Raw genomic sequence first — 14,543 nt, 5'->3', positions numbered from 1 at the left:
GTCCAGACATGGGTCTCAGAGCATGAAAGGGGCAGACTCTCGAAATGAATGAGAGAATCTGGGGTCGCAGGTCAAGCGGCAGAAATGGGCCAAACCTGGGCATTGACCAAGCAATTCTCTAACGACTGCTTTTGACCAAGAGCAGTTGTAGCCCTACCGCCGCATCGCATCGCGCGTTGCGGCCATCAGGGCGGAGAGGTCTAGAACCGGGGTGACCGTGCCGCGGTCTTGCTGACTTCGCGGGCGAGGGCGATGAAGGCCTTGAGGGCGGCGGAGGGATGGCGCCGGCCGGGATAGTAGAGGCAGAGGTCGCCCATCGGAAGGGTCCAGTCGGCCAGCACGCGCTGCATGAGGCCCGCCTCCAGGTCATCGCGCACATTCTGCTCAAGGAAGAAGCCGATGCCGACGCCTTCCAGCACCGCCGTGCGCGCAAGGCTGGCTTCATCGAGCGTCACGGGGCCCGTCACATCGATCTGCAGGGCCTGCCCCTGCTTTTCGAAATGCCATGGGAAGAGCGCGCCGTTCGGCAGGCGCACACGGATGCATTTGTGCCGGTAGAGGTCCGGCGGCGTGAGCGGCTTTCCGTACTGTTCGAAATAGGCCGGAGAGGCGACGACGGCGTAGCGCTGGGGGCACTTCAGCGGCACGGCGATCATGTCGGCGGGGACCAGATCGGCCCGCCGCAGGCCAAGGTCGAAGCCGTCGGCAACGATATCGACAATGCGGCCCTCTGTGACGAGATCGACATGCACGTCCGGGTAGCGGCGGAGGAATTCCAGCACGAGCGGTGACATGATCTGTCGCGCACCGGCCGCGAATGTATTTATACGGAGGGTTCCCGAGGGCGTCTGCTGCTGCGAGCGGACACCCGCCATGGCATCCTCGATGTCGCGCAGCGAGGGCTCGACCTGCAGGACGAAGGTGCGGCCGGCATCGGTGAGCGAGACGCTGCGGGTTGTGCGGTTGAAGAGGCGCGAGCCGAGACCGGATTCCAGCTTGGCGACGGCATTGCTCAGCGATGTGGTCGACAAGCCGAGCGCCAGGGCCGCCTTGCGAAAGGATCCCTCGCGCGCAACCGCGACGATGGCTTCAAGCTCTGTGAGGCTAATCCTGTCCATTATCCCGAAAATCGCAATTCCTGATCCCGGTTTGTCCTAATTATCGGGACGATTGTCCACGCCTAAATGAAGGGAACCAACCGATACAAAGGAGACAGTGATGAAACTTCCAGCCCCCGTCCAAGCCTTTTTCGATGCCGACAAGGACCCGCATGGCGCTCCGCCCGTGGACGCCTTCGCGCCTGATGCGATTGTCCGTGACGAAGCCAAGACGCATGCCGGCCGCGCCGCCATAGAGACCTGGTTCCGCCAGGCGAAGGAAGAGAACCAGCACAGCTCGGAGCCGCTCGAGCTTTCCGAGGATGGCGGGTTCACAATCGTGCGCGCGGAAGTGACCGGGCAATTCCCCAGCAGCCCGGCCATGCTCACCTTCAAGTTCAAGCTCGATGAGGACCAGATCAAGGAACTGGAGATCACTGTATGAGCACCTTCCTGAACCTTCAGGACAAGCGGGCGCTGATCACGTCAGGCACCCGGGGCGCGGGGGCGGCAACCGTCTCGCTGTTCCGCGCGCTTGGCGCCCGCGTCCTGACGACGGCGCGGACCCGGCCAGACGACATGCCTGAAGACATGTTCGTGGCGGCGGACTTGACCACCGCGCAAGGCTGCGCCGATCTTGCGGCTGCCGCGACAGAGCGGCTGGGCGAGATAGACATAGTGGTTCACATGCTGGGCGGCTCGTCTGCGCCGGCTGGCGGTTTCACCGCGCTCGATGATGGCGAATGGGGCAAGGAGCTTGATCTCAACCTCATGGCGGCGGTGCGGCTGGACAGGGCGCTCGTTCCCGCAATGGTCGCGCGCCAGAGCGGCGTGGTCATCCACGTCACGTCGATCCAGAACAGGCTGCCCCTGCCCGATTCGACAACGGCCTATGCGGCGGCCAAAGCGGCGCTCTCCACCTATAGCAAGAGCCTCTCCAAGGAAGTCTCGCCGCAAGGCGTGCGCGTCGTGCGCGTATCGCCCGGCTGGATCGAAACGGAGTCATCCGTGGAGCTGACGAAGCGTGTGGCCAGCAATGCGGGCACCGACACAGAAGGCGGCAGGCAGCTCATCATGGATGCGCTGGGCGGCATTCCCATCGGGCGGCCATCGAAGCCCGAAGAGGTCGCAAACCTGATCGCCTTCCTCGCCTCGGACCGGGCAGCCACCATTACCGGGACCGAATATGTCATCGACGGCGGGACGATTCCGACGGCCTGAGGCGGATGGATCTGGAGGGGTTACCTCCGCATGGCATCGCGCGTTTCGGCCATCAGGGCGAAGAGGTCGAGGACGGGGGTGACAGTGCCGTCGCCGCGATATTCCCGGTAGAGACTGTCGACATTGACCGCGATACGCTCGGCGTCGCCCCAGGCGGCATAGTCGCCGAGCGCAATGTCGTGGACCGCGTCGCGGACGCTGAGGCCCGCGTCGAAGCGTTTGCAGGCTTCGATATGGATGTAGCGGAGGTAGTCGGCAACGCGCTGGACGCCGGCCTTGTCGGTGATCGGGCCATGGCCGGGGACGATCACGTCGACGTCCATTTCGCAGATAAGGTCGCAGGCGCGGATCCAGTTGGCGACGGGGCCAGCCCACATCAACGGTGTGCCGTCGATGAAAAGAATGTCGCCGGTGAAGACCGCGCGGTCGCCCGGTACATGGACGATGACGTCGCCGCCCGTATGGGCGGGGCCGACCTCCAGAAGTTCCACCGCCTTGTCACCGACCTTGAGGTCGAGCTGGCCGGAGAAGGTGCGCGTGGGCAGGCGCTCATCCACCGCTGCGAAGTCGAAGGGCGCGAAGATGTCGGCGAAATAGGCACCGGCGGGGCCGAGCTGGGCACCTGCCTGCTTGAACTGTGCGAGCATGGCGGGCGGCACTTCGGCCATTTCGCGATAGCTGGTCTCCGAGGCAATGATCGCCATTGGCATGCGTGTTGACGATGGTGCCGATGTCGCGGGGCTTGAGGCCGGTTGCATCCTGCATGGCCTTCAGCATGTCGGCGGTGAGGTGCATGTCGAAGAGCGTATCGACGAGCAGCGACTGATCGCCATCGGTGATGAGCCCCGCATTTGACCAGCCCCAGCCGCCATCCGGCTGCAGCCAGGCATGCAGCCCGTTGCCGAGATCCTTGAGGCCCTTCGTATAGTTCCAGCGTTGTGCCATCGCGCATCCTCCCTGATTTTTCTGTGCATCAAGGCAGGCTTGGCCGTTCAGGGCAAGATCAGAAGCGTTCGAGGAGGCGGCGAAGGTATTCGCGTTCGTCTTCGTCTTCGGCGTCATTGTAGCGGCGGCGCAGCTCGTCGAGAATGTCCTTGGCGCGCTGGCGTTCGCCGACATCCGGGATGTTGACGTTGTCGCCATTGCTGCCACTGCCGCTGGCATTGCGGCCGAATGGGTCTTTCGCGTTGCCGGGATCGCCTTCGCCATTGCGGGCAGCACGGATGGCGTCGAGCGCCTTGGCAAGTTCGCGCGACTGTTCGGAGAGCAGCTGCGTGGCCTGTTCCTGGTTGCGCGTGGCGCTGCGGGAATTACCGCGATTGAGCGCCTCTTCGGCCTGGCGCTGGGCGCGGCGAATGTCTTCCATCGCATCCGGGTCGATGCGGCCTGCGAGGGCATCATCGCCCGCTTCGCCGCCCTGCCCCAGACCCTTTTCGCGGGCGAGCTTTTCGACAAGCTCGCCGAGACGGGCCTGACGCTCGGCCAGCGTGCCTTCCGTCATGGACTGGCCGGGGCCGGAACCGTCTTGCTGATTATCGGCTGACTGACTGTCGCCGCTGCCTTCGCCGGGCGTCTCGCCGGACTGGGAGCCATTGCCGGCCTGCTGGTCGCCGGAGGGGTCTTCGCCGCCGGGTTGCTGGCCCTGCTGCTGGCCGGAATCAGCGCCCGATTGCTGGCCGGGACGTTCGCCGCGTTCCTGCGCGAGCGTGTCGTCATTCAGCTGGCGCTGCTGGCGCAGGATGTCGGACAGGCGTTTCATCGCGTCGGTCAGTTCCTGCTCTTCGGGCGGAAGGTCTTCGTCATTGTCGGCTTGCTCGCCCGGCATGCCGGGCATGCCCTTGCCGCCCGCGCCGCCCTTCTGGAATTCCAGGTTCTGCAGCATGTTGGTGATATCGGAGAGGAGCTGGCGTGCCTGATCTGTCGCACCCGTTTCAGTGAGATCCTGCAGGGCTTTCAGCATGTCCTCGAAATCCTGCCCACCGAGGTTTGGCCCGCCAGCCGATTGCTGGCCGTCTTCGTTCGCCGGCGCATCCTGCATGCCATTGGCTATCGCCTCAGCCATCTTGGCAGCGAGGTAATTGCTGGCGGCCTCCTTGAAGGCTTCCATGCGGCGCTTGATCTCGTCTTCCGAGGCGCCGTCGCGCAGGGCCTGCTCGAGCGCCTTGCGGGCCGCCTCAAGCCGGCGGAGCGCATCGGCGGAACTGCCATATTCTGATTTCAGCGCGAGCGCCCAGAGGAGCGGATCGACCGCGTCGGCCTCTTCCTTGGTGCTGGCGGCCGCGAGCACGCCGCGCGCCGTGCGGAACGCGAAGAAGGCGGCAAGGTCGGGCATGTATTGCTCGCCCTTGTAGGTGATCGCGTCCAGCATGAGGACGGCTTTCTGGACATCAGGCGGCGCGGCCGCGAGGCGGTTGGCAGCCTCGGTGTTCAGCGCGCCCTGATGCAGGGCGTCTTCGTTCTTCGGCAGTTCGGCATAGGGGCGCGGCTCGCGCAGCACTGTCACGCGAACTTCCTGTGCGACGCGGGCGATGGGTTCCAGGAAGAGTTTCTCGGGCAGGATGAAGGGCACGGACTTGCTGGTGCCTTCCTGACCGGCGCCATCCGTGGCGATCAGGCGGACATTGACTGGCAGGCCCGCCCAGCGGTGGCGGGTAAGGTCGAGCTGGGCCGTGTCGCTGCCTTCGGTCGGCGTGACGCCCGGCAGCGGAACCGGCACGCGGTCTTCCGCGTCCGGCGCGGCGGGGTTTGGCTCGCGCAGGGAAATGGCGAGTTCGAGACCGGTGACGCCATAATCGTCGCTGGCGCTCCAAGTGAACTCGACCCGGTCCTGCTTGCCGATGGACGGAATGGCGACGAATTTGACCGTTGGCGGGTCATCCGGCGAGGCCAGCAGGCGCCAGGCCGCGCGCGCGCCCCACCAGCGCACCGAAAGGCGCGTGTCTTCCATCACCTTCGCCTTGGCCTCATAGGCACCATCAGGCGTGGCAACGAAAGCCTGGCGGTGGGTCTTGTGGCCCTTCATGACGAGACTTGGGGCCGACGGCGCCTGAGTTCGCAATGTGACCTCAGAGCCCGTCGGAATGCGGACATCATTGAGGCCCGGCTTGAGGAATATGGGGGCGCGGCCGGTATGTTCGGGCGGCGTGATCCAGGCTTCGACGACCATGTCGTCAGCGCCCATCAGCGCGCCATAGTCCGGCGCGAAGGCGCGGTAGACGCGGCCCGGCGCATCGCTCCAGGCAATCACGGCAATTGCGACAAGGGCCGCCGGCAGGATCGCGCGCAGGAAATAGGGGTCGAGCGCTTTCCATGCCGCGCTGAGCGAAGGCGGGTGGAGATTGCCCAGTTCGGCCAGAAGACGCGCGCGATGGTGGCGCCAAAGGGTCTGGGCGCCGCGCGAGGGATCAGCGGGCCGGTCGGTAAGGCTGGTAAGCGGGCGCAGGTCTGACTGGCGGTCCAGCGCCTCAAGCGCGCTTTGCCGCGTCGGGGCATCGTAGCGGCGCAGGCCCCGGAGCAGCAGCAGGGCCCCGCCGAGGAAGAAGACCAGCGTCATCACCGCGCCAATGGCCGGCTGGACGCGATCGAACACGCCCGCCAGCGCCATGGCGATGAAGAGGCAGGCAAACACGCATAGCGGCCAGAAAGCCCGGCCGAGGGCAAACAGCGTCAGCTTCCGCCACGTGGCGGAAACCTTGGCGTTGATCGCCTTCATGCCGTCTGTGTCAGCCAATCGGGTACCTGTTCGAGCTCAATCATTTCATCAAAGGACGGGCGCCTGCGCACGATATCAAACCTGTCGCCTGTCACCAGCACTTCAGGCACAAGCGGGCGCGCATTGTAAGCCGAGGAGAGAACGGCGCCGTAGGCCCCGGCCGACATGAAGGCGAGCCGGTCGCCCGGCGCGACCTTGGGCAGCTCGCGTGCAACGGCGAACTTGTCGGTCGACTCGCAGATCGGGCCGACAACATCATAGGTGGCGGTCACTGTATCGGCGGCCGGTTCCTTCAGGGGCACAATATCGTGATGGGCGTCATAGAGCGCCGGGCGCATCAGATCGTTCATGCCGGCATCGAGGATGAGGAATGTGCGGTCAGGCGCGGGCTTTTCGTAAAGCGCCGTGGTGAGCAGGACGCCTGAATTGCCGGCAATCACGCGGCCGGGCTCGAGGATAACCTGAACATCCATGCCTTCCATGACTTCGGCAATCATGCGCGCATAGGCCGATGGGGGGGCCGGGGCATCGCCTGCCTTGTAGGGAATGCCGAGACCGCCACCGACATCGATGCGGCTGATTGTGTGGCCCGCTTCGCGCAGGCGGCGTGTCAGGCCGACAATCTTTTCGAAGGCGGCGCGCATCGGCACGAGATCGCCGATCTGGCTGCCGATATGGACGTCGACGGCAACGACCTCGATGCCGGGCAGGGTCGCGGCTTCGGCATAGAGGGCTTCAGCCTCGCTCCACGGGATGCCGAACTTGTCGCCTTTCTTGCCGGTGGAGATGTTCGGATGGCCACCGGCGGCGACATCGGGGTTCACGCGCAGGGCAATCGGCGCCTTGCGGCCAAGGACGCTTGCGACTTTCGACAGGAGGCGAAGCTCGCCGGCACTCTCGACATTGAACTGGTGGATGCCCTTCTCGAGGGCGAGGTCCATTTCGACCGCCGTCTTGCCGACACCGGAGAACACAATCCGGCTGGCCGGAATGCCCGCCTTCAGGGCGCGCTGCAATTCGCCGCCGCTGACGACATCTGCGCCGCAGCCTTCCTGCGCCAGCGTCGACAGCACTGCGAGGTTGCCATTGGCCTTCACCGAATAGGCGATCAGGCAGTCCTGCCCTTCAAAGGCTTCGGCAATGACGCGGGCATGGCGCTTCAGTGTGGCAGCGGAATAGACATAGCAGGGCGTGCCGACGGCATCCGCAATCGCGTCAAGGCTGACGCCTTCGCATTGGAGGCTGCCGCCGGAATAGGTGAAATGATGCATGGTCTAGCGCGGTTCCGGTTCGCTGAGGCCGCCGTCTTCGACAGGCACGGCCGGGGCAGTATCCGGCACGATGCCACCCCATTGATTGATGCGTTCGCCGTCCTGTTCGACAGGCTCGACGAGCACGGTGAGGGGCATCACCGGTGACGCAGGCGGCGTGACCCGGGGGCCCGGCGCCTGGCACGCGCTGACAAGAAGGGCGCCGCCAAGCGTGCCGGCGCCAATCCGGCGAATACGCACGAAATATCTGCGCATGGATCAGTTCCCGTTCGTGCCGCCGAGCAATTCGTCGTCGGCATCATCGGACGGGGCTTCGGAGGCCCGCTCCGGCAGCGGCGGCAGGTCGGATTTGGGCGCATCCGGCAGCTCGGCAGCGTCGGTACCCTGATCCGGATTGCCCCAGAGCGGGGCCGGGCGTTTCAGGTCTCCGGTGAGGCCACAGGCCGACAGGCTGCTCGCAGCGAGCAGCGCGGCGCAGAGCAAAAGGGAATGTTTCATGACTTACTCCAGTCGCAATCTCTGTTTCCACTGTGCCACTTGTTCAGCGACGCGAACAGGGCTTGTAGCGCCATAAGATGTCCGAGATGAGGCGGACGCCTCGACCGTCAGCACATCGAATACGCTTTGCGTGATTCCAGCATGGACTTCCTGCATTTCGGCAAGCGAAAGCTCCGCCAGATCGCAGGATTTCGCCTCGGCCTTCGCGACCAGCGTGCCCGTTACATGGTGGGCCTCGCGGAATGGCAGGCCCAGCTCGCGCACCAGCCAGTCGGCGAGGTCTGTCGCGGTGGAGAAGCCTTTTGCGGCGGCGGCACGCATGGCGTCCGGCTTGAAGCGGATCGTCTCGATCATGCCCGTCATGGCGCGGACGCAGAGATTGAACGTGTCGAAGGCCTCGAAGGTGAGGCGCTTGTCGTCCTGCAGGTCCTTGGCATAGGCGAGCGGCAGGGCCTTGATGGCGCCTTGCAGGGCGCTGTAATTCGCCGTGATCAGCGAGGCCTTGGCGCGGACGAGTTCGGCCGCGTCGGGGTTGCGCTTCTGCGGCATGATGGAACTGCCGGTCGACCAGGCATCCGTGAGCGCGGCAAAGCCGAATTGCGGGCTGGTCCAGAGCACGATCTCTTCGGCAAGGCGCGAAAGATGCGTCGCGGCGATGGAAAGATCGGCGAGGGCCTCCAGTGCGAAGTCGCGCGAGGCGACGGCGTCGAGCGAATTGGCCATGGGCCGGGCAAAGCCGAGGGCCTCGGCGGTCATGTCGCGGTCGATGGGGAAGCCGGTGCCGGCAAGGGCGGCAGCGCCAAGCGGGCTTTCATTGAGGCGAACGGCGCAATCAGCGAGGCGCGAACGGTCGCGCGAGGCCATCTCGACATAGGCGAGCAGGTGATGGCCGAGCGTGACCGGCTGGGCGGTCTGCAAATGGGTGAAGCCGGGCATGATCGTGCCGGCGTTTTCATCGGCGCGGGTGACGAGCGCGGCCTGAAGGCCCGCCAGAAGGGAACCGGCGCCGTCAAGGGCGCTGCGCGTCCACAGGCGGAAATCGGTGATGACCTGGTCATTGCGCGAACGGGCCGTGTGGAGGCGCCCGGCCGGCTCGCCGATCAGCTCCTTCAGGCGCGCCTCGACATTCATGTGAATGTCTTCGAGCGCCCGGCGGAACGGGAACGTGCCATCGCGCAGTTCGGCGAGCACCGTATCGAGGCCGCCCTGGATGGCTTCATTGTCGGCTTCGGAAATGATGCCCATTTCGGCCAGCATGTCAGCATGGGCACGGGATCCGGCGATGTCCTCGGCGGCCATGCGGCGATCAATATCCAGCGAGGCATTGATCTCTTCCATGATTTCGGACGGGGTCGCGGCAAAGCGTCCCCCCCACATTGTCTGGCCTTTGCCCTGGTTCATTGCCATATCCTTTATTCGACGCGAGGAGACCGTTCCCGATGACCCGCCTAGCCTTTATCGGCCTCTTCTTGGTCGCCCTAGCTGCAATTGTCTATGTGCTGTTCAGCGCAGCCGGCGGAAAGCCGCCATCCAACCCGTTCGAACGCTATGCCACGGGCGACATGGCGAAGCTGAGCTTTGCCTCTGCAGGCGAGGCCGCGCCGACAGCCAACATGTTCGCCGCCGATGGCACACCCGTCACACTGGACGCCTGGAAAGGCAAGACCGTGCTGGTGAACTATTGGGCCACCTGGTGTTCGCCCTGCGAGCGCGAAATGCCCTCGCTTGGCGCCCTGCAGACCGCGCGCGGCGGCGAAAAGTTTGAAATCGTGGCCATCAGCGTCGATGCCAGCGAGGACAAGGATTATGCCATCCAGCGCCTCGGCGAACTCGGTGCCAGCAATATATCCTTCCATATTGCCCCACCGGAAAACTACGAAATCGTGTATGATTCCGGTGTGCAGGGCTTCCCGACCAGCGTGATTTATGGCCCGGACGGCAAGGAAATCGCCCGGCTGGCCGGGGATGCCGACTGGTCATCCATTGAGGCGGTGAACTTTATCGACGCGATCCTAGCGAAGGTCGGATAGTTCGAGCTTCACACGGCTGACCTGCGCGGCGATCTCGTTGACAGGCGCGGGAATGCTCTCGGCAAGCGGGCCGTTGGACGGCCACATGCGCACCAGCAGTTCCAGTTCCATCACAACGGCCTCGGCTTCCGGCTTGTCGATACGCTTGGCAATATCGCGGGCTGTGACGGCAAAGCCATAGGCGTCCTGATACTCGCCGGCCTCGACGATCTCGCCGTTCACGACGCCGACCTTGTACTCGGAAATGCAGGTATCCATCAGGAAGTCGATCTGGCCGACCGGATCGGCGTTCGCGTTTTGCTGCAGGAGGGCGATGTTCGCCTCGGCGGCGTCAAGCTCGGGCGCGATCTCTTCGGCGGACTTGCCGGCGGCGAGATCGGCTGAGACCTTCTCGAAGATCGCCGCATCAAAGCCGAGCGCATCAATGCCGGCGCGCTCGGCCGCATGGGTCTCGGAAACGGGGTGCAGCAGGTGACGCGCGGCCTGGTCCGGCGCACCGGCGCGGAAGAGGGCAAGGCCCGCCGCGACATGGCCCGACATGAAGGCGATACGCTTGTCGACGGGAAGGGTCTGCATGTCGGCCATGCCGCCCATTGCGCCGCCCTCAGTCCCGCCTTCGCCGCCCTCGCCAGCCATTGCAGCGGGCGCAGCGGCAGGGGCCGCCACGGGCGCTTCGGCATGCACAGGCTCATTCTTGTCGCCGCAGGCTGTGAGGCTTGTCGTGCCCAGCAAGGCGGCGCCAAGGCCAAGGCTGGCCCAGCGTTTCGGGGTGTAGGTCATTGTCGCAGCTCCCGTGGTTTCGATTGCGCCCTGAACCTACGCCCGATACGCTGGCATCTGCAAGTCATTCTCAAACACTAATCACAGCTCGGGCCATTCATGTTCCTCACCATCGCCAATGTCCTCGGCCCGCGTGATATCGCGCGCGTCCAGAAGAAAGCCGATGCGCTGGACTGGGTCGACGGGACGCGCACGGCGAGCGGGCGGGCCCGGGCAGTGAAGCGCAACCTGCAGGCCAATTTGCGGACAGGGCCGGGCGAGGGCCTGCATACATTCCTGATGGACGCGATTACGTCCCATCCGGTGCTGAAGGCGGCGGCCCAGCCTGCCCGCTTTTCGCGCCTGATGCTGAGCCGGACGGGACCGGGCAGCCATTATGGCCCGCATGTCGACAATGCCCATGTCGGCGCGGGCGAGGAACGCGTGCGGACGGATCTGTCCTTCACGCTCTTCCTCAGCGACCCGGAAAGCTATGATGGCGGCGAGCTGGTGGTGGAGGCGCAGGGCGGCGTGCATTCTGCCAAGCCAGCGGCGGGCGACATGGTGCTCTATGCTTCAGGCGATATCCATGAAGTGCGCCCGGTGACACGCGGCGAGCGGCTGGCCTGTGTTGGCTGGATTGCGAGCGCGGTACGCGACCCGCAGGCACGCGCGTCCCTGTTCGAGCTGGAAAACCTGCGCGCGGCGCTGGGCACGAAGCTGGCCGCAGACGAGCCGGAACACCTGGCGCTGGAGAAGGTGATCTCCAACCTGGTCAGGCGCTGGTCGCAAGACTAGCCCAGGAAGGCGACAGGCACGCGGGCCTGCGCAGCGCACCAGTCGGGCTTGCGCTCACCGCCATCATAATCCCAGGCCTTGTGCGTGCCTTCGGAGATGAGCGTGGTCGCGACATCCTTGCCACCGACCTGGAGATCGACGACGAGGCGGCCATAACGGTCCGGCCCATAGGATTTTGCGATCCTGGCTGACTTGTCGCGCGTCAGTTCGACGGCCGCTTCCTTGGCTTCATAGCCCTTGATGCGTTCCAGTTCGCACTTGGCACCGCCGCGCTGTTTCATACTGCCGGTTTCGGGCGAGTCGACGCCGTGGAGGCGGAACTTGGTGCCATCCGGCAGGCGGCCACTGTCGCCATCCGACCAGTAGACGGCGCCCGGACTGTCGGTTGCGGCCTGCGCGGCAAGCGCGACGATGCCGCCGCCTGATGCCAGAATCAGCGCCGCTGACAGCCACGGCGGAGCTTTGAATATGTGAGCCATTCTAGCCTCCTCGAAAGGAGGCAAAACTGGGGCGAAGGGGTTAATCGGCGGTTAAGGTTTCGAGCCCTCACCGCACTTGCCCACAGGGATTACAGGATCGCGGCAGCCTAGCGCGTCGGGACGGGGTGTTCGCCGGAATAGTCGTAGAAGCCCTTGCCGACTTTCTTGCCGACCCAGCCAGCCTCGACATATTTCACCAGGAGCGGGCACGGCCGGTATTTCGTGTCGGCGAGACCATCATGCAGGACCTGCATGATCGAGAGGCAGGTATCGAGGCCGATAAAGTCTGCCAGCGTCAGCGGGCCCATGGGATGGTTGGCGCCGAGGCGCATGGCCGTGTCGATGCTCTCCACCGTGCCGACGCCTTCGTACAGCGTGTAGACGGCTTCGTTGATCATCGGCACGAGAATGCGGTTCACGATGAAGGCCGGATAGTCCTCGGCATTGGTCGTGGTCTTGTCGAGGCGCTGGGCGAAAGTGATGGCGGTTTCATATGTGTCCTGGCTGGTCGCGAGGCCGCGGATCACTTCCATCAGTTTCATCAGCGGCACCGGGTTCATGAAGTGCATGCCAATGAACTTGTCGGGGCGGTCCGTTACGGAGGCGAGGCGCGTGACCGAGATGGAGCTGGTATTGGTGGCGAGATAGGTGTGCGGCGGCACGATTTCGCAGATCGAGCGGAAGATCTGTTCCTTGATCTCGCGTTTTTCGGTGGCCGCTTCGATGACGATGTCGGCGTTTTCATGCGCCTTGATCGAGGATGAGGTCTTGATGCGCTTCAGGCCGCTCATCATGGCATCGTCGGTAATCATGTCGCGCATGACCTGACGGCGCATATTGCCTTCGATCGTGGTCACGCCCTTGGCCAGTGCCTCGTCGGAAATGTCGGTCATGATGACGTCATAGCCAGCGAGGGCGGCGACATGCGCGATACCATTGCCCATCTGGCCTGCACCAATCACGCCAACAGTTTTCAGCTCTGCCATCTCGATACCATCCTGAATGTGCAAGTTTTGCTACACCTAGCCATATCCTTTTTGTGCACTGCGTCAAAGACCAAGCTTCAGTGCCTGAAGGCAATGTCGACAGGGGGCAGACGCCAATGCACAAAAAAAGCCCGGCGCGATGGCCGGGCTTTTCAAACGTTTGGGAGGAAACGCGGAGGCTAAAGCGCCTCGGTCAGTTCCGGGACAGCGTTGAAGAGGTCTGCCACGAGGCCGTAATCGGCGACCTGGAAGATCGGGGCTTCCTCGTCCTTGTTGATCGCGACGATGATCTTGGAATCCTTCATGCCGGCAAGGTGCTGGATGGCACCCGAAATGCCGATGGCAATGTAGAGTTCCGGCGCAACGATCTTGCCGGTCTGGCCGACCTGGTAATCGTTCGGCGCATAGCCGGCGTCGACGGCAGCGCGCGAGGCACCAACAGCGGCGCCGAGCTTGTCGGCGAGTGGCACGATCAGGCGGTTGAACTCGTCAGCCGAGCCAAGGGCACGGCCGCCGGAGACGACGCGCTTGGCACCGGTCAGCTCGGGACGGTCGGACTTGACCATCTCTTCGGACACGAATTCGGACTTGAACGGGCCTTCGGGCGCCGCAACGTCTTCAACCGAGGCCGACCCGTCATTGCCGGCCGCTTCAAAAGCCGTACCGCGCACGGTGATGACTTTCTTCGCGTCGGAGGATTTGACGGTCATGATGGCGTTGCCGGCATAGATCGGACGCGTGAAGGTCGAGGAGTCGACCACGTCGATGATCTCGGACAGCTGCATGACATCGAGCTTGGCGGCGATGCGCGGCGCGATGTTCTTGCCGGTCGTGGAGGCCGCGATGAAGACGGCGTCATAGTTGGCCATCAGCGGCACAACCAGCGCTTCCATGGATTCAGCGGTCTGCTTGCGCAGGCTTTCGCCTTCAGCCTTCAGGACCTTGCGGACGCCGGAGACCTTGGCCGCAGCGGGCGCAACGTCAGCAGCATGTTCGCCAGCCACGAGGAGATCCACGTCGCCGCCGAATTTCGCAGCGGCCGTTACGACCTTGTGCGTGGCATCCGACAGGGCGCCGTGGTGATGTTCAGCAATAACGAGGACAGCCATTACACAGCTCCTGCGGTTTTGAGTTTGGACACGAGCGTCGCAACGTCTTCAACCTTCTCACCGGCCTGGCGCACGGGCGGCTCGGTGACGGTGACGACGGTGAGGCGCGGCGAAATGTCGACACCGTACTCTTCCGGCGTTTTCTCGACGATCTCTTTCTTCTTCGCCTTCATGATGTTCGGCAGCGACGCATAGCGCGGCTCGTTGAGGCGAAGGTCGACCGTGACAATGGCCGGCAGCGTGAGCGAGACGGTTTGAAGGCCGCCATCGACTTCGCGGGTGACTTTCAGCTTGTCGCCGTCTTTTTCCAGCTTGAACGCGAACGTGCCTTGCGGCCAGTCCAGCAGCGCGGCCAGCATCTGGCCCGTCTGGTTGCTATCGTCATCGATGGCCTGCTTGCCGAGGATCACGAGGTCCGGGCTTTCGTCGGCGACGACCTTGGCGAGCAGCTTGGCAACGCCGAGCGGCTCGACGGTCGCGTCGGTCTTGATCAGGATGCCGCGATCCGCGCCCATGGCGAGGGCAGTACGCAGGGTTTCCTGGGCCTGTTGCGGGCCGACGGAGACAACCACGATCTCGGTGA

Annotated in this window: 15 protein-coding genes and 1 pseudogene; 4 read left to right on the top strand and 12 right to left on the bottom strand. The window is 64.3% G+C overall.

From position 1 onward, the window contains the following. Positions 1–200: 200 nt before the first annotated feature. Positions 201–1,118, bottom strand: a complete 918-nt coding sequence (locus HY30_RS12570; RefSeq protein WP_034741027.1) for a LysR family transcriptional regulator — start codon at positions 1,116–1,118, stop codon at positions 201–203. A gap of 100 nt (positions 1,119–1,218) precedes the next feature. Here HY30_RS12570 and HY30_RS12565 point away from each other — a divergent pair, with 100 nt between their 5' ends. Then, complete coding sequence (locus tag HY30_RS12565) at positions 1,219–1,542, top strand: nuclear transport factor 2 family protein (protein WP_034741024.1); 324 nt, start codon at positions 1,219–1,221, stop codon at positions 1,540–1,542. Next, positions 1,539–2,318, top strand: a complete 780-nt coding sequence (locus HY30_RS12560) for an SDR family oxidoreductase (protein ID WP_034741021.1) — start codon at positions 1,539–1,541, stop codon at positions 2,316–2,318. The genes HY30_RS12565 and HY30_RS12560 overlap by 4 nt, the downstream gene beginning before the upstream one ends. 20 nt (positions 2,319–2,338) lie before the next feature. Here the strand turns inward: HY30_RS12560 and HY30_RS12555 are convergent. From HY30_RS12555 to argH, 6 genes and pseudogenes are all read right to left on the bottom strand, one after another. Beyond that, positions 2,339–3,263: pseudogene (locus tag HY30_RS12555) on the bottom strand (MBL fold metallo-hydrolase). A 58-nt stretch (positions 3,264–3,321) separates the two neighbouring features. Continuing rightward, entirely contained in the window at positions 3,322–6,048 is a 2,727-nt protein-coding gene (locus HY30_RS12550) for a DUF4175 domain-containing protein (protein WP_034741017.1), read from the bottom strand. Further along, positions 6,027–7,301: a diaminopimelate decarboxylase gene (lysA, locus tag HY30_RS12545; RefSeq protein WP_034741014.1), complete on the bottom strand. Its 1,275-nt coding sequence runs from the start codon at positions 7,299–7,301 to the stop codon at positions 6,027–6,029. The genes HY30_RS12550 and lysA overlap by 22 nt, the downstream gene beginning before the upstream one ends. A 3-nt stretch (positions 7,302–7,304) precedes the next feature. Further along, the gene (locus HY30_RS12540) at positions 7,305–7,556 is read right to left on the bottom strand and encodes a hypothetical protein (protein WP_034741011.1); all 252 of its coding nucleotides are present in this window, start codon (positions 7,554–7,556) and stop codon (positions 7,305–7,307) included. Between the two features lie 3 nt (positions 7,557–7,559). After that, complete coding sequence (gene lptM / locus HY30_RS12535) at positions 7,560–7,799, bottom strand: LPS translocon maturation chaperone LptM (protein ID WP_034741008.1); 240 nt, start codon at positions 7,797–7,799, stop codon at positions 7,560–7,562. A gap of 3 nt (positions 7,800–7,802) precedes the next feature. Beyond that, on the bottom strand, positions 7,803–9,200 hold the full coding sequence (argH, locus tag HY30_RS12530; protein ID WP_155839328.1) for an argininosuccinate lyase: 1,398 nt from the start codon (positions 9,198–9,200) through the stop codon (positions 7,803–7,805). A 38-nt stretch (positions 9,201–9,238) separates the two neighbouring features. Here argH and HY30_RS12525 point away from each other — a divergent pair, with 38 nt between their 5' ends. Continuing rightward, positions 9,239–9,829 carry a TlpA family protein disulfide reductase gene (locus tag HY30_RS12525; RefSeq protein ID WP_051615446.1) on the top strand — a complete coding sequence of 197 codons (591 nt, stop codon included), beginning with the start codon at positions 9,239–9,241 and terminating at the stop codon, positions 9,827–9,829. Here HY30_RS12525 and HY30_RS12520 read toward each other — a convergent pair. Beyond that, a complete protein-coding gene (locus HY30_RS12520) occupies positions 9,812–10,609 on the bottom strand; it encodes a hypothetical protein (RefSeq protein ID WP_034741002.1) in 798 nt (265 codons plus the stop codon). The genes HY30_RS12525 and HY30_RS12520 overlap by 18 nt on opposite strands. 99 nt (positions 10,610–10,708) lie before the next feature. Between HY30_RS12520 and HY30_RS12515 the strand changes: the two genes are divergently transcribed. Continuing rightward, positions 10,709–11,386 carry a Fe2+-dependent dioxygenase gene (locus HY30_RS12515; RefSeq protein WP_034740999.1) on the top strand — a complete coding sequence of 226 codons (678 nt, stop codon included), beginning with the start codon at positions 10,709–10,711 and terminating at the stop codon, positions 11,384–11,386. On the opposite strand, the gene HY30_RS12510 is transcribed toward HY30_RS12515, so the two are convergent. From HY30_RS12510 to HY30_RS12495, 4 genes are all read right to left on the bottom strand, one after another. Next, positions 11,383–11,865, bottom strand: coding sequence for a thermonuclease family protein (locus HY30_RS12510; protein WP_034740997.1), 483 nt, complete (start codon positions 11,863–11,865; stop codon positions 11,383–11,385). The two genes, HY30_RS12515 and HY30_RS12510, sit on opposite strands and share 4 nt — an antisense overlap. Before the next feature lie 107 nt (positions 11,866–11,972). Then, positions 11,973–12,851 carry a 3-hydroxybutyryl-CoA dehydrogenase gene (locus HY30_RS12505; RefSeq protein WP_034740994.1) on the bottom strand — a complete coding sequence of 293 codons (879 nt, stop codon included), beginning with the start codon at positions 12,849–12,851 and terminating at the stop codon, positions 11,973–11,975. A gap of 179 nt (positions 12,852–13,030) precedes the next feature. Next, positions 13,031–13,960 (bottom strand): electron transfer flavoprotein subunit alpha/FixB family protein, encoded by a 930-nt coding sequence (locus HY30_RS12500; protein ID WP_034740991.1) that lies wholly within the window; start codon positions 13,958–13,960, stop codon positions 13,031–13,033. After that, positions 13,960–14,543: electron transfer flavoprotein subunit beta/FixA family protein (locus HY30_RS12495; protein ID WP_034740988.1), on the bottom strand; the 584-nt coding region annotated here is incomplete at its 5' end. The genes HY30_RS12500 and HY30_RS12495, both read right to left, overlap by 1 nt.

This window comes from Hyphomonas chukchiensis (genome assembly GCF_000682695.1).
GTDB classification, from domain to species: Bacteria; Pseudomonadota; Alphaproteobacteria; order Caulobacterales; family Hyphomonadaceae; genus Hyphomonas; species Hyphomonas chukchiensis.
The sequence above is the reverse complement of the archived record's forward strand: the minus strand, read 5'-3'. Positions and strand labels throughout refer to the sequence as shown.

What these genes read in the sequence shown, in the direction of transcription:
- argH (WP_155839328.1), bottom strand. Translation starts at nt 9,200, where the DNA reads ATGAACCAGGGCAAAGGCCAGACAATGTGGGGGGGACGCTTTGCCGCG.
- lysA (WP_034741014.1), bottom strand. Translation starts at nt 7,301, where the DNA reads ATGCATCATTTCACCTATTCCGGCGGCAGCCTCCAATGCGAAGGCGTC.
- HY30_RS12510 (WP_034740997.1), bottom strand. Translation starts at nt 11,865, where the DNA reads ATGGCTCACATATTCAAAGCTCCGCCGTGGCTGTCAGCGGCGCTGATT.
- HY30_RS12520 (WP_034741002.1), bottom strand. Translation starts at nt 10,609, where the DNA reads ATGACCTACACCCCGAAACGCTGGGCCAGCCTTGGCCTTGGCGCCGCC.
- HY30_RS12505 (WP_034740994.1), bottom strand. Translation starts at nt 12,851, where the DNA reads ATGGCAGAGCTGAAAACTGTTGGCGTGATTGGTGCAGGCCAGATGGGC.
- HY30_RS12540 (WP_034741011.1), bottom strand. Translation starts at nt 7,556, where the DNA reads ATGCGCAGATATTTCGTGCGTATTCGCCGGATTGGCGCCGGCACGCTT.
- HY30_RS12525 (WP_051615446.1), top strand. Translation starts at nt 9,239, where the DNA reads ATGACCCGCCTAGCCTTTATCGGCCTCTTCTTGGTCGCCCTAGCTGCA.
- HY30_RS12565 (WP_034741024.1), top strand. Translation starts at nt 1,219, where the DNA reads ATGAAACTTCCAGCCCCCGTCCAAGCCTTTTTCGATGCCGACAAGGAC.
- lptM (WP_034741008.1), bottom strand. Translation starts at nt 7,799, where the DNA reads ATGAAACATTCCCTTTTGCTCTGCGCCGCGCTGCTCGCTGCGAGCAGC.
- HY30_RS12560 (WP_034741021.1), top strand. Translation starts at nt 1,539, where the DNA reads ATGAGCACCTTCCTGAACCTTCAGGACAAGCGGGCGCTGATCACGTCA.
- HY30_RS12515 (WP_034740999.1), top strand. Translation starts at nt 10,709, where the DNA reads ATGTTCCTCACCATCGCCAATGTCCTCGGCCCGCGTGATATCGCGCGC.
- HY30_RS12570 (WP_034741027.1), bottom strand. Translation starts at nt 1,118, where the DNA reads ATGGACAGGATTAGCCTCACAGAGCTTGAAGCCATCGTCGCGGTTGCG.
- HY30_RS12500 (WP_034740991.1), bottom strand. Translation starts at nt 13,960, where the DNA reads ATGGCTGTCCTCGTTATTGCTGAACATCACCACGGCGCCCTGTCGGAT.